13 protein-coding genes and 1 pseudogene are annotated in these 13,734 nt (G+C 44.2%); 2 read left to right on the top strand and 12 right to left on the bottom strand.

The annotated features are described in order from the left end of the window. The first annotated feature begins 99 nt into the window (after positions 1-99). Complete coding sequence (locus V6N89_RS14185) at positions 100-2,628, top strand: PilZ domain-containing protein (protein ID WP_338518134.1); 2,529 nt, start codon at positions 100-102, stop codon at positions 2,626-2,628. Positions 2,629-2,676: 48 nt separating this feature from the next. On the opposite strand, the gene serB is transcribed toward V6N89_RS14185, so the two are convergent. Beyond that, positions 2,677-3,675, bottom strand: a complete 999-nt coding sequence (gene serB, locus V6N89_RS14190) for a phosphoserine phosphatase SerB (RefSeq protein ID WP_346992839.1) — start codon at positions 3,673-3,675, stop codon at positions 2,677-2,679. Between the two features lie 166 nt (positions 3,676-3,841). On the opposite strand from serB, the gene V6N89_RS14195 reads away from it, so the two are divergent. Beyond that, positions 3,842-4,501 carry an AhpA/YtjB family protein gene (locus tag V6N89_RS14195; protein ID WP_338518135.1) on the top strand — a complete coding sequence of 220 codons (660 nt, stop codon included), beginning with the start codon at positions 3,842-3,844 and terminating at the stop codon, positions 4,499-4,501. Position 4,502: 1 nt separating this feature from the next. On the opposite strand, the gene V6N89_RS14200 is transcribed toward V6N89_RS14195, so the two are convergent. The 11 genes and pseudogenes from V6N89_RS14200 to rpoE form a co-directional block, all read right to left on the bottom strand. Beyond that, positions 4,503-4,880: a TatD family hydrolase gene (locus tag V6N89_RS14200; RefSeq protein ID WP_338518136.1), complete on the bottom strand. Its 378-nt coding sequence runs from the start codon at positions 4,878-4,880 to the stop codon at positions 4,503-4,505. Beyond that, on the bottom strand, positions 4,862-5,323 hold the full coding sequence (locus V6N89_RS14205; RefSeq protein WP_346992840.1) for a TatD family hydrolase: 462 nt from the start codon (positions 5,321-5,323) through the stop codon (positions 4,862-4,864). Before V6N89_RS14205 ends, V6N89_RS14200 begins: the two co-directional genes overlap by 19 nt. Before the next feature lie 25 nt (positions 5,324-5,348). Continuing rightward, positions 5,349-5,987, bottom strand: coding sequence for a pyridoxamine 5'-phosphate oxidase (pdxH, locus tag V6N89_RS14210; RefSeq protein WP_338518138.1), 639 nt, complete (start codon positions 5,985-5,987; stop codon positions 5,349-5,351). Between the two features lie 111 nt (positions 5,988-6,098). Beyond that, positions 6,099-7,043 (bottom strand): GTPase Era, encoded by a 945-nt coding sequence (era, locus tag V6N89_RS14215; protein WP_338518139.1) that lies wholly within the window; start codon positions 7,041-7,043, stop codon positions 6,099-6,101. Further along, entirely contained in the window at positions 7,030-7,716 is a 687-nt protein-coding gene (gene rnc / locus V6N89_RS14220; RefSeq protein WP_338518140.1) for a ribonuclease III, read from the bottom strand. Before rnc ends, era begins: the two co-directional genes overlap by 14 nt. Next, the gene (lepB, locus tag V6N89_RS14225; protein WP_346992841.1) at positions 7,716-8,618 is read right to left on the bottom strand and encodes a signal peptidase I; all 903 of its coding nucleotides are present in this window, start codon (positions 8,616-8,618) and stop codon (positions 7,716-7,718) included. Before lepB ends, rnc begins: the two co-directional genes overlap by 1 nt. Next, positions 8,618-10,416 (bottom strand): annotated as a pseudogene (gene lepA / locus V6N89_RS14230) (translation elongation factor 4). Before lepA ends, lepB begins: the two are co-directional and overlap by 1 nt. A gap of 220 nt (positions 10,417-10,636) precedes the next feature. Beyond that, positions 10,637-11,080, bottom strand: coding sequence for a SoxR reducing system RseC family protein (locus V6N89_RS14235; protein WP_338518141.1), 444 nt, complete (start codon positions 11,078-11,080; stop codon positions 10,637-10,639). 35 nt (positions 11,081-11,115) lie between these two features. Next, entirely contained in the window at positions 11,116-11,937 is an 822-nt protein-coding gene (locus V6N89_RS14240; RefSeq protein ID WP_346992842.1) for a MucB/RseB C-terminal domain-containing protein, read from the bottom strand. A gap of 375 nt (positions 11,938-12,312) precedes the next feature. Further along, positions 12,313-12,903, bottom strand: a complete 591-nt coding sequence (locus V6N89_RS14245; RefSeq protein WP_338518143.1) for a sigma-E factor negative regulatory protein — start codon at positions 12,901-12,903, stop codon at positions 12,313-12,315. A gap of 98 nt (positions 12,904-13,001) precedes the next feature. After that, on the bottom strand, positions 13,002-13,580 hold the full coding sequence (gene rpoE, locus V6N89_RS14250; protein ID WP_338518144.1) for an RNA polymerase sigma factor RpoE: 579 nt from the start codon (positions 13,578-13,580) through the stop codon (positions 13,002-13,004). Between the last annotated feature and the right edge of the window lie 154 nt (positions 13,581-13,734).

Raw genomic sequence — 13,734 nt, forward strand, 5'->3', positions numbered from 1 at the left:
TTACGGGAGTATAAGGTCGCAAGGCTTCAAATTAATGAGTTTGGCTATCTAGCCGATAACAACTAAAATAATGATACTTAAAGACAAAGTTGCGTATTCATGAGTCAAGATTTAAAGCAATATGCTGACATAATAGACCAGCTCAAACCTATGGTTAATGAGCCTGAGTTCAATCAGGTGTTGCTGCAAATTGCGTCTGACGTCCCTAAAGAAAAGCGTTTTCTCATAAAAATGGAGGTCAAACGACTTGCCAAACCCTGTATGAGAACCATTGACTTGCGCGGGCATGTGGACGGGGATTGCAAGAAATACGTTTACGAGGACCGCACTCATTACATGGATAGCATCGCGGTTGACAAATTTGAAGAACAACTACGCATTTTCGGTCGCTACACCTACGGCGTGTATGAAGCAGTTCAGAACACCGAAAACAATTTTCGCCTGATGCGCGAAAAAGAATTAGCGCAAGAGCGCGCAGATAAAGAAAGCCCAGAAATCAAAAAACGATCTGCGGTACTCGAACAATTTAAAGTTCCCACTGTTAATTTGCTCGACTATCAACAGCGTAACGCAGAGCGTATGAACTTTGCAGTTGCGGTTGAAATTTTCGATAAATCAGGTCAATCCGTCAGGGGACTTAGCGTTGATATTTCAATGAAAGGCCTTCAAGTCAAACTTTCAAAAGACACTTTCTTCCGAAAAGACGAAACACTGTTTATTTACTTTAGAGGGTTAGAGAATGAGTTCGCCCTTGATAAGAAAAATGGCATTGCTTATAAGCTGGTCAAAATAACAACCAAAAATGACGTAAATTATCTGGCGCTTCAGCGTGATAAGGATTATCCAAACGTCGCGTTTGACAAATTTTTAGACAACTTTATTACGGGAAATAAGCGCCGTTATAAAGTGAACATGACTAATACGCTCGATGCCATAAAAAGTAAAATTTGCGAACAATATTTTTCACCGCGAAGCCCTACTCTGCCTGTTTTTATTGATGTTATTAATGGCACCATGGTTCCACGATTTGCCATGATGAATGAGGTTAACAGAGAAACAATTCAGTATTGGCAGGATGAGCAAGACACGTGTAGATTGAACTTTCTTTTGACACAAGAGCGACTGACGCGGCTACTCAACAAATCAGAAGAAGTCAGAGAAATCTTTGTCTTTAGTTTTACTCACTTTCAAAATGAGAAAGTGTATTTTTACTCAGCCTCCTATGAAGAGCTACTTCAAAAAGAAGTGCTGAAACGCGTATTCCTTGGATTTGGGTCAAAGAAAGTTAGCTGGCGTGTCTTTAAAATTACGCTTACCGATATTACGCCAGAGCAAGCGCACATACCACTTTCTATTCCCGACTCGGTAGGCAATAAAGTTAAGAAGCTTAATACGCCCCCGTCGGCAAGATTAATGTCACGTTTGAAAAACTTACGCTATCTTGCACATGTCACGGATGTAACGTCTGTTACCGGACAAGAAACGTACAACGAGTTCAAATTCAATCGCGACAACTTAACCCACCTACGAAATTTCGGTCACCCTCGTAACCGTGCACCGTCAAATATTCAAATTGTTCGGTTTAAGTATGAAGAGCAGCGTATAGAAAGCCGCTATCAACTGAGAACGCAAATAGAGGCGCGCTTTAATTGTGATGAAACGGTTCATAAGGGCGTAAGTGAAGATATCTCCGTTCACGGGCTCGGCTTGCGCATAGAATTAAGTAAAGAATACAAAGGGACCCTTGATGGACGTGTTGAAGTAGCATTTCCCAAGCTACAAGAAATCACCACCAGCTATGACGTGATGCACCTTCAATATGACGTCATTTATCATAACGTCGATAAGAATATACTTCATCTCAAAGCGGTAGCTGGGGACGAAGGCAAGAGTGCTCGCCTCTTTTTTGATGAGCTTATAAAGAAAAATAAAAGCAGCTTAAAAGTTGAGTCTGATGAAGAAGAAGTAGAAGGAATGGGACACGCATTGCGGTGCATCAACGCTCGTAACGCGACTTCTTTGTCGTTCTTGCTCAATAAAGAAGGCATTCGCTATACCCCTCAGGCTTGTATGATTGGAAAGCAAGATGAGCGAGTAACAACATTAACGACTCAATTTGCTGAAACGGGAAAAGTGAACCTAGAGTTCTTTTTCCGAGACAGAAAGCAAGAATCACCGTTTGTTCAAAGCGGAATAAAATCGGTAAAACTTGAAAATATGCCATTAAGGGAGGAATTGTTTATATCGTTTGATGTGTCTCAAAAAGACTCCCGCATGGCAATCATCCCTCGCTATTCGCATAAGTTTGAAGATAACGAGCAACGTCGGGCATTCATAAAAGAAGCGATGACGCGCGGTCAGTTTATTGCGATACATGTCATGCTCACTACAACGGGCAAGCCCGACATGACCATGCTTCAAACTGAAATTAACTATGTCACTATGTACGCTATGCACAGAGCTCGCGAATTAGAAAAACAAATGTGGGGTATTGCTGCGTGCTCACACTTAATCGATGTCACTGATGAAGTATTAGTTCGCTACGGGTTCTCTGTCGAAGATGTCACCGCAAACAAAACACTTAAAAGTAGCGGCTCAGCATCTTCATTGATGCTAAACCAAGCGTAAAATGAAGACGCGCAGAACAGCACCTGCGCGTTTAACCCTTGCGGAACACTAAGCGTCTAAAAGGTACAAGAGGCTGTGTAAGCTGCCAACACGAATAGCCACATCAGCCTTTTCATTCACTAACGGTTTGCCATGACACGCAACGCCAAGTGCAGATGCTTCCATCATAGCTAAGTCATTGGCTCCATCCCCCATTGCGACAGTCTGTGTACCTAGGATATCCCACTGCTTAGCGAGCTCATTCACTGTTCGCGCCTTTACCTCTGCGTTGACTATCTCACCAGAAACCTTGCCAGTCAGTTTGCCCTCTTCTATACACAGCAGGTTAGACACCGCGTAATCTAATCCGAGCCTATCTTTTAAATGATCTGCGAAATAAGTAAAACCGCCAGACGCGATGGCCAATTTCCAACCGCGTTGTTTTAGTGTAGCCAATAGCGCTTGAATACCAGGCATAAGCGGAATGCTATCGCGAATTTGCGAAAGATGAGCAACAGATACATCTTCAAGACACGCCACCCGATGGATCAGGCTGTCATTAAATGCAATTTCACCACGCATAGCCTTTGCGGTTACCTGTGCGACTTTGTCTCCAACACCAGCTAGTTTTGCGATCTCGTCAATACACTCAATAGCAATAACCGTACTATCCATATCCATGACTAACAAGCCTGGTCTTGACAGCGTCGGCCTTTTGCCTTGAATGGCCACATCGACATTAAAGGATAAGGATACACTACTGCACAGCGCGTTGAGCAGCTTAGGTTCGGCTTTGAGCAGTTTTCCTCGAACCTCTATAACATCGTCGCCAAACTGTTGATGAAATTGATTGAATGCTGCACTTTCGGCAACAAAAAGTTCGTCTAACTGCAGCAATACGTTTCTGAGCATGTAGGGCGTCAATGCTTGTCCAGAAACGGTCAATGTATGACTGAAGTCTAATTCTCTGTGCTCAGTGTGGACATAAGAAGCTAAAGTAGCTGAACGGTGAAATGAATTGTCTACTTCAGCGCGCAATAGCGCATGAATATTAGATTGCACAAGCATAGTTTTCCAAAATCGAGAGTACGCTAATGCTAACTAATTAGGCTCGTTAATAAAATATCCTGTTTTAAATAAATTACAGGAAACTTGGGGCATCATGATCATTGCGATTTGCTTTAGTTCATATAGGCTTATACTAACGAGCATCATCATAGATAAGGCTGCACTATTGGCAATAGCAACTCCACCAAAACGACTGGGAAACGATCCACACACTGTTTATACCGCTGTGAAACGTTTATTTCACTCAATAGTCGTATGTTCAGTTATTACGCTTATTGTTGCCCTTGTTTTGTTATTCCAACAATACCAGCAAGACTGGCTGACGATACAGACGCGCTATTCCGGTGAAAGTCTCGCTCGACAATACGCAAAACTACTTCAACCTTCCTCGAATGCATCAACCGCAGCAAGCGCAGTATTAACGAGAGAACATATGGAAAAAATAACTGCCGTACTTGCACAAGAGCCTCATATTCTCAGTCTCTCAGTGTTCGATAAAGACGGACGCTACCTCGCACCTCTCCCTAAAGTAGAAAGTGTTGTAGCAATGAGCCAATCGCAGGGCATGACACCACTGACTTTCGTAGAACCAATCATAGATGATGGTGGCGCATTAATGGGCTACGTCAACATACATATGGATACGCAAACAGTACTTGAAAGCCCATTGTCTCTGCGCTACCAACTTGTATTGATTGCCTGTATTTTGGTTTGTCTCGCGCTATTGATGGGCATCTATATAACGAGGGGGTTTTATAAATTTCGTCCTTGGGTTATTGAGACAATAGAGGCAAAGCGAGTAAAAAAAACCTCACGTATACAGTAAGTTAATTAACTTTTTTTAAGAAAAGTCTTTGATAATTGTGGCTCGTCGCCTCAATAAGTGAGTCACCTTCAATTCCACTCAAAGCTTGTAGTGTAGAAACAACATCTGGCAGGAATCTCGGTAAATTAGGCTGACCCTGACGCCCCTGCATTGGCATGTCAGGCGCATCGGTTTCTAACAAAAGCGCCTCGAGATTGTGCTCGATAAGATGCGTTACCGTTGTCCGGGTCTTTTGAGCGCGCTCATAGGTTATTGTTCCCCCAATGCCTAAGCAGAAACCTTTATCTATATAACGTTTAGCGTCATCTATGCTTCCGGAAAACGCATGCACTACCCCGCCGCACAGTGGCGGTGTCAGCTTTAGTGCCTCAAATAACAAGTGATGACTTTTTCTGTGGTGCAAAATAACCTAAGCAACTTTACGCTATTGGCGATAGATAACTGAGCCTGTAGAGCGCGCTTCTGTATCTGCATAGGCACATCAATATGCCCATCTAGCCCTGTTTCCCCAATCGCCTTCACCGAAAAATGAAGATTAGAGGCGGCGTCTTCTAGTTCATTAATCTGATGACTAAGCACAACATCATGCTCTGCCGTTGTTTTTTGTGATGGTGTAAGGAAATAAGGGTGTAAACCGAGTGCGGTATCAATGGGAAACGAACCTCGATACCTTTCACTAAATTGCTGGAGCGTTTTCCATGACTGGACGGTTATGCCAGGCGCCATTATACGCGTAACCCCCGACTGCATGGCACTACCAATCACATCGTTAAGCATTTCGCCTAATGGAGATAGATTTAGGTGACAATGACTATCAATCATGACGATTCGCTGTTTACCGTCTACTTTAAGGCATCAAGCGCTGTGTAGACCAAACTCCGTCTTCACTTTTGTTGTATTCAAAGCGGTCGTGAAGCCTGTCTTCCCCACCTTGCCAGAACTCAATTTGGTGTGGCACGATCCTAAAGCCGCCCCAAAAATCTGGAACGGGCAATTCTTTGTTGGCAAACTTATCTTTCAACTGCTTAAATTGAGTCAACAATAACTCGCGACTGCTAATCGGTTTACTTTGCTTGGACGCATAAGCGGCAAGCTGACTGTCTTTAGGACGAGAAAAAAAGTAGCTCGCATTTTCAGACACTGTCAGTTTTTCAACACGTCCGCACACCCTAACTTGTCGTTCCATAAAGAACCATGGGAAGTGGCAAGACACTTTTGGATTAACGGAAAGTTCCTGTGCTTTTCGACTCCCAAGGTTTGTGAAAAAAACAAAACCTTTGTCGCTAACATCTTTTAGTAGCACGATTCGCTGCGAAGGTTGCCCTGATGCATCAACCGTTGCGACCGTCATTGCAGTTGGATCAGGAATACCCGCATCTATTGCATCTTTTAGCCATTTATCGAATAAGGAAAAAGGGTTAGAAGTTAGGTCAGACTCACTCAAAGTAGCTTTTGAATATTGTCTGCGCATATCAGAAATTGCCATATCACGCTCCAGCGTTTAGCCGATTATAATTGTGTGAAATGATAACGAGGAAGAACGGTGCCAAGATCACACTCGGCACCAGATTGACGAAGCCCTCGGGGCTTGACGCGCTTAAAAGTTACTGTCGTCACCATAACCAAGCGAGCGCAGCGCACGTTCATCGTCTGCCCACCCTTGTTTAACTTTAACCCACAGCTCTAGAAAAACTTTGTTATCAAACAAGTTTTCCATATCTTTTCGCGCTTGTTCACCAATTGTCTTAAGGTGTTTACCACCTTTTCCGATGATCATTCGCTTTTGCGTTTCGCGCTCTACTAAGATAAGCCCACTTATACGATAAACGCCATTGTCAGCCATTTTAAACTGTTCAATTTCTACCGTTGTTGAATATGGCAGCTCGTCACCCGTGAAGCGCATGAGTTTTTCGCGAATAATTTCAGCGGCCATAAAGCGACTAGAACGATCGGTAATATAGTCTTCTGGAAAGAAAAACTCGCTTTCTGGTAGTGACTGGGCGACAAGGTCACGAATGCCATCTATCATTTTTCCCTGTTTTGCACTAATTGGGATGATATGTTCAAACGCGTGCTTTTCACCCAGCTTTTGCAAGTGCACCATGAACCCTTCCTTGTCTTCCACTTTATCCATTTTATTCACGATAAGGTAGCAAGGAAGGTTTGCTTGTTTTACTTTTGATAGCACCATTTCATCTTCACTGTTGAAGCGGTCGCCTTCAACAACAAACAGCACCAAACCAACTTCGGCAAGCGAACTTGACGCTGCGCGATTCATATAACGATTTATCGCGCGTTTTTCATCTTGGTGAAGCCCTGGAGTATCAACGTAAATTGCCTGATAATCGCCATCCGTATCAATACCTAATATGCGGTGTCGTGTGGTTTGCGGCTTTCGCGAGGTAATACTTACCTTTTGACCAAGCAGGCGGTTTAGCAGAGTCGATTTGCCCACGTTAGGTCGACCGACAATAGCAACCAATCCACAGCGAGTTTTTACAGTGGGAATGTCACCGTGCCCATCTTCGTTATGTGTTGCCATCTAGCTTCTCCAAGGTTAAACGTGCAGCCTCTTGTTCTGCTTTACGACGACTATTTCCAGAAGCCAGCACGGCTTCAGCAAGGCTTTCCACTTTACAACTCACTTCAAAAGTTTGCGCGTGGTCTTTACCTGAAATCGACAAGACTTCGTAGGTAGGTAACGCTAATTTACGGCCTTGTAGAAACTCCTGAAGGCGTGTTTTGCTGTCCTTGGGATGAGCATTAGGATCTAACTTAACGATACGCGTTTCCCATAGGCGGTCAATAACACCGCGCACGTCATCCATGCCAGAGTCTAGATATATAGCCCCAAGAATGGCCTCAACGGCATCAGCTAATATTGAACTTCTTCTATGGCCACCGCTTTTTAATTCACCTGGTCCTAAATTCAGCAGCTCACCGACGCTGGTCTCTTTTGCAAGTTCAGCGAGTGTCTCACCTTTAACCAAGGTAGAACGCATACGAGTTAACTTTCCTTCCGGGACATTAGGAAAACGCCTAAACAAGGTTTCACCTATTATCATGCCTAAAATGGCATCGCCCAGAAACTCAAGCCTTTCATTATGTTCTTTGGCAGCACTGCGATGAGTCAATGCTTGCTCTAGCAATGCTTCATTGTTGAAGGTATAGCCTATCGCTTTGTACAAACGACGATATTTATCAATTCCTTGCATTAATGGATGCCACCTGCACGCTCAAAGCGAACTCCTGTTGGGATCCACGTTGGGAGAAAATCAGAGGACTTGCGTTCGAATTCAAATGAAATCCAAATCGCTACTGCTTTACCCACCAGATTTTCATCTGGCACAAAACCCCAGAAACGACTATCACGGCTGTTGTCGCGATTATCACCTAATACAAAGTAGTGTCCTTCAGGCACAATCCACTCGTTGTTTCTGGTACCAGGTTGAGTATAAAAATTGACTGGTGAAATTTCGCGCACGGGGTGACGTAAGATATCGTGTTTAACGTTACCCAAATCTTCGGTATAACGCATCAGCTGCGCCATATCTTGAACAAACTCACCGCGTTCTTGAAACTCTAGCGGTACCGCCTTTAATTTCGCACAGTTTGTGCCAGACTCGCATTTAGGTTTTATGTATACCTGCTTGTTTTGATAAACAATCGTATCGCCTGGTAAACCTATAACGCGTTTAATGTAATCAATTGATGTGTCTTCGGGGTATTTGAACACCACCACATCGCCACGCTCAGGTACGCCGGTCTCAATGATCTTGCTTCTGAATACAGGGTCTTTTACCCCGTATGAGAACTTTTCTACCAGAATAAAATCACCCACCAAGAGTGTAGGCATCATTGAGCCTGAAGGAATTTGAAAAGGCTCGTATAAAAACGAACGCAACACCAAAACAAAGGCAATAACAGGGAAAATTTGCTGAGAGGTATCTACCAAATACGGTAGCTGCGGATCTTCTCCATAAGCTGCACCTTCGGCGGTAGCCGCAGCTTGAAGTCGCGCCTTGCGCTTCGGTGCAAAAACCAGGCTGTCCACTAGCCAAATAAGCCCCGTTGCCAAGGTGAGAGCCACCAATATCAGGGAGAAGTAATTCGCCATTATTTACCTACCTTGAGTACTGCGAGGAATGCATCTTGAGGTAATTCTACATTACCCACTTGCTTCATTCGCTTTTTACCTTCTTTTTGTTTTTGTAGCAGCTTTTTCTTACGACTTACGTCACCGCCGTAACACTTTGCGATTACGTTTTTACGCAGCTGTTTAACAGTGCTTCTTGCAACAATGTGGTTACCAATAGCGGCTTGAATGGCAATATCAAACATCTGACGAGGGATTAGCTCGCGAAGTTTTTCTACTAATTCGCGACCACGCCCTTGCGAGTTTTCTCTGTGAGTGATTACCGCTAGTGCGTCTACGCGTTCACCGTTAATAAGGATATCAACCCTTACCATGTCTGAGGTCTGGAACCTTTTGAAATTGTAATCAAGAGACGCGAATCCGCGGCTAGTAGACTTAAGCCTATCGAAGAAATCAAGCACCACTTCAGCCATAGGAAGTTCGTACGTTACTGCAACCTGCTTGCCGTGATACGTCATGTTGGTTTGCATACCGCGCTTTTCAACACACAATGTGATCACGTTTCCAAGGTATTCTTGTGGTACAAGAATATTGGCTTCAACCATAGGCTCGCGTATTTCAGCGATGTCGTTCACGGGAGGAAGTTTAGCTGGACTATCAACAGTTAGTATTTCACCTTTAGTGGTCTCTACTTCATAGATTACCGTCGGTGCTGTTGTAATAAGGCCAAGGTCATATTCACGCTCTAAACGCTCTTGGATAATCTCCATATGAAGCATACCAAGGAAGCCTATACGGAATCCAAAGCCAAGCGCTGCTGAGCTTTCTGGCTCATAAAACAAAGAAGCATCGTTTAGGCTCAACTTTGCTAAAGCGTCTCGGAAGTCTTCATAATCATCAGAGCTAATAGGGAAAATACCCGCATATACCTGTGGTTTTACTTTCTTAAAGCCTGGTAGCATTTCAGCAGCAGGCTCTCGCGCTAGTGTAATTGTATCGCCCACAGGCGCACCTTGAATGTCTTTGATGCTTAAGCAATAATAAATCCAACTTCACCTGCGCGAAGAACGCCGGTATCAAGTGGCTTAGGCGTAAACACACCAATCTTATCTACTTGGTGCGTTTGTCCATTTGACATAATCTGAATTTTGTCTTTCTTAGACAGCTGACCTTCGACAATGCGTACCAAGGAAACAACACCCTGGTAATTGTCAAACCAAGAGTCAACAATTAGCGCCTTTAGCGGTGCATCTCTATCACCCTCTGGCGGTGGGATCTGGTTTACGATGACTTCTAATACATCTTCAATACCGATACCGGTTTTCGCAGAGCAGCGCACAGCATCTAGGGCATCAATACCAACAATATCTTCAATCTCTTCTGCAACGCGGTCCGGCTCTGCTTGTGGCAAGTCAATCTTGTTAAGTATCGGTACCACTTCCATATCCATTTCAATGGCGGTGTAACAGTTAGCTAGAGTTTGTGCTTCTACACCCTGCCCTGCATCCACAACCAACAATGCGCCTTCACAAGCGGCAAGAGAACGCGATACTTCATAGGTAAAGTCAACGTGTCCCGGGGTATCGATGAAGTTTAACTGGTAAGTCTCCCCATCTCTTGCGTTGTAATTAAGTGTTACGCTTTGCGCTTTGATGGTAATTCCGCGCTCTTTTTCAAGGTCCATCGAATCGAGTACCTGCTCAGCCATTTCGCGGTCGGAAAGCCCTCCGCAATGCTGAATTAGGCGGTCTGAAAGTGTAGACTTACCGTGGTCGATATGAGCGATGATACTGAAATTACGAATGTGCGATTGTTGCATAATGCTGGAAATTACCTGCAGAAAAGTTCATTAAACAAAATATAGCTACGACTTATACGCAGCGCGTGCGGATTTTACCCATTTATTGAACGAAAAGCGAATTAGCGTGATGTAATTTTATTGTTTGTCACTGTGAGTGTTATTTCATATTTACGATGACGAGACGGCGTGTTTATTTTTCAGGCACTAAGCGCTGATTTATTTATGGAATAATCAAGTGTCACTCCAAACTTTCAAGTAATACGGGCTGATACTTTCCGCTTTCAGTCACCTGCAGCTTTCTCGAAATGACCTTATAAACCAAAAACGTGATGGTTACGCTTGGCAGCAGTGCCCATAGCTCTTGTGTCAGGCCTAATGTTGGCAAATAAAGAGATGCGAGGATAAATGCAAGAATAAAGCTAGTGAGCGGCATGAGGTACAGCCACGCAGATGCACTTAAAATTCCGGCCTCAGGAATACCCACTGTCACTTCCTGTCCAAGCTTGACTGACATTGGCGAACGAAGAGTTAGCTGCTGCGTTCTGGGCGCCAAAGCACGAGACACTAAACCCGTACCACAGTCACTTTGCGCCTGACAACTATTGCACGTCGACTTAATGGCTGCCTCTACCGTAATGCTGTCACCTTCTATGGCTACTACAGTCGCCTTCTCTCTAATCATGGTCTATGTGCTCGTTACTGGCAAAAACACGTAAGTTAATCAACAACTTTCGGGCCTAGTGATGTGGCTATTGCTTTAGCCGTTTGCAAAGGAATTTCCCCCACAACGGTGACTTGTGCTTTTCCATCAGTAAGGGTCAAAAAAGTACTCAGTTCGTTACGCAGCGCTATATCACCGCCTATAGCATCTTCGGCTGGCTGTACGTAAACCGACACGTCAACTAGCCCATCGGTCAGCAGTTTATACTCTACGACTTGACCAGTTAAGGCTAATCGCCGCGTATCTTGTTTAATTTCTCGCATGCCTAGAGGTAGAAACCCGATATCCCAATTGTGTTCTCGCGTTTGTTGTCCACCCATCGCCATAGGTTTAGGAAGAGAACCAGGATTGATCCTTGAAAAGTACTCAGAGGGCTCTGGGTTAATGGTGTAAGCCGTTACTTGAATCTGCTCAAGTAACGCCCCTTGCAAATCCAGCATATTGAGTTTTAGTAACATTCCCGTTTCTTCATCAAGCCAAAGCTGATAACTAAAACGCGTGTTATCACGACTTACAATGCGTATTTGTTGTGCCGGACGACCCGCGACACGCGCCCGCCCAACGGGTACAAATTCATAGGCTTTTAATAGTTGTTCGGGATGGTATACCAATGCACTGGGAATAGGTCCGTTTATATGATTTGAATGCAAACTATACGGTTGAACATCTGGCTCAAATACACTGACAACATTATTGATACGGATTAACTCTCGACCCGGTCCATTTTGTAAACTGAGCTGCTCAACTTCCGTACCATCATCTAAAATACCGTGGCGCCACAAAAATGGGACTGTCTCTTTACCAGCGACACTTTGCACAAACGTAACTTGGAAATTAGCTTGTGTAATTATGTTTTGAAGCTGCACCAACCATTGCGCGGTGGTTGAAGGTTGTGATTGGGACGCTTCCAAATTCTGAGGGGGTTGTCGGTTTCGACCACATTCTGAACTTCAGCTTTTGACGTATTTGTGTCGTCCTCAGCAGTCTGTTCAGTAGACTGAGCATGTGATGCACTTGAAATGAATAACAAAAAGAAGAGAGTACTACAACGCATTTTCCCTGCCCTAGAAACAAACAAACCAGCAGAAGATGCTGGTTTGCACTGTAAATTTATCTGCTGCCTCTTATTATGACATAAGAGGCCACAATTTGTTGACACGCGAAGCGATGTGCTCGGTGGACACCAAAACCGATTACTCTGGACGCTGTGAAGCTTCCTTATCGGTATTGCTTTCGCTACTCGCTTCCTCATCCTGCTTCAGTCTGATTTGCTGTTCGTGATCGGCAATCAATGCATTGATTTTTCGTTTGGTCTCAAGCACTTCATTCATGTCATTGCGCGGTAATGCGCGGGTTTGCTCAAGACTCACTGGTGCTAGACCACCTTGAGGACGAGCCGTCGAAAATGTTTCAAACGGTTCTGTCGGCACAGGTTGGTTGAATTGCTGAACACCTATAATCACTGCCAATGCCACCGAAGCGGCCACTGCGAACTGACCAGACTGCTTCGCAAATGGGATAACGCTACCAAGCGCAGGAATTGAACGCCATCGAGAGGGCTTAGGTGCCACAATCGCAGGTTCGTCCGCTAGAGCAGCTGCTACGCTGGCAGTTATATCTAACTGCGGAGCGACATTTGCTTCTTTTCTCATTGCACCGCGGATCACGTGGTATCGCTGCCATTTGGCCTGAAGCGCTTCATCGTGCTTAATTGCATCAATGATGTCATTGCCTTCTATCTCACCATCCATGAATGCGGACAATTTTTCTTGCTGTTGCGTCATAAATTCATTTCCAGATCAATTTGATCGTTTACTACCCTAACACAGCTGTTAGTCATCTACGAAAAAAGAAAGTTCATCTTTTTTTTAATTTATTTCGATTAATTTTCCAGCAGCGGCTGAATAACTTTATCTATGGCTTCTCGCGCTCTGAAAATGCGAGAACGAACAGTGCCGACAGGACACGCCATGACACTTGCTATCTCCTCGTAGCTCAGTCCCTCAATCTCGCGCAATGTAATTGCCATACGCAAATCGTCAGGTAACTTTTCCACCACTTTAAACAAAGTATCTTCTATCTCTTCTGATAACAGGCTTCTCTCAGGGGTTGACTGTTCCTTTAATGCGTCGCTGCCTTCGTAATAGTCAGCCTCTTGTGCATCAACATCACTTGAAGGAGGCTTGCGCCCCTGTGAGACAAGATAGTTTTTCGCACTGTTTACCGCAATGCGATAAAGCCACGTATAAAAGGCACTGTCTCCGCGAAAATTAGGTAACGCGCGATACGCTTTGATAAACGCTTCTTGTGTTACGTCTGCCACATCGCCTGTATTCTTCACGTACCTAGATACCAAATGCATCACCTTATGTTGATATCGAGTTACCAACAAATTAAACGCATTCTTGTCACCACGCTGTACTTTTTCGACCAATTGTTGGTCGGTTATCTGCTCGCTCATTCGAGCCGTTACTCCCTACTTCAACTACACCTTAGCTCTCATAAGCAAGGATGTAGACGCGTTCTTTTTCCAAAAGTTCTGTTCTAGTATTAAAAATTTTAAAAAATGCGTGTATCTGCACCTAACAAACATTGTGTTTTGCCACTCATCCTTT

Origin of the sequence: Alteromonas gracilis (genome assembly GCF_036870955.2) — a bacterium.
GTDB classification, from domain to species: Bacteria; Pseudomonadota; Gammaproteobacteria; order Enterobacterales; family Alteromonadaceae; genus Alteromonas; species Alteromonas gracilis_A.

What these genes read in the sequence shown, in the direction of transcription:
- V6N89_RS14185 (WP_338518134.1), top strand. Translation starts at nt 100, where the DNA reads ATGAGTCAAGATTTAAAGCAATATGCTGACATAATAGACCAGCTCAAA.
- serB (WP_346992839.1), bottom strand. Translation starts at nt 3,675, where the DNA reads ATGCTTGTGCAATCTAATATTCATGCGCTATTGCGCGCTGAAGTAGAC.
- V6N89_RS14205 (WP_346992840.1), bottom strand. Translation starts at nt 5,323, where the DNA reads ATGATTGATAGTCATTGTCACCTAAATCTATCTCCATTAGGCGAAATG.
- pdxH (WP_338518138.1), bottom strand. Translation starts at nt 5,987, where the DNA reads ATGGCAATTTCTGATATGCGCAGACAATATTCAAAAGCTACTTTGAGT.
- era (WP_338518139.1), bottom strand. Translation starts at nt 7,043, where the DNA reads ATGGCAACACATAACGAAGATGGGCACGGTGACATTCCCACTGTAAAA.
- rnc (WP_338518140.1), bottom strand. Translation starts at nt 7,716, where the DNA reads ATGCAAGGAATTGATAAATATCGTCGTTTGTACAAAGCGATAGGCTAT.
- lepB (WP_346992841.1), bottom strand. Translation starts at nt 8,618, where the DNA reads ATGGCGAATTACTTCTCCCTGATATTGGTGGCTCTCACCTTGGCAACG.
- V6N89_RS14235 (WP_338518141.1), bottom strand. Translation starts at nt 11,080, where the DNA reads ATGATTAGAGAGAAGGCGACTGTAGTAGCCATAGAAGGTGACAGCATT.
- V6N89_RS14245 (WP_338518143.1), bottom strand. Translation starts at nt 12,903, where the DNA reads ATGACGCAACAGCAAGAAAAATTGTCCGCATTCATGGATGGTGAGATA.
- rpoE (WP_338518144.1), bottom strand. Translation starts at nt 13,580, where the DNA reads ATGAGCGAGCAGATAACCGACCAACAATTGGTCGAAAAAGTACAGCGT.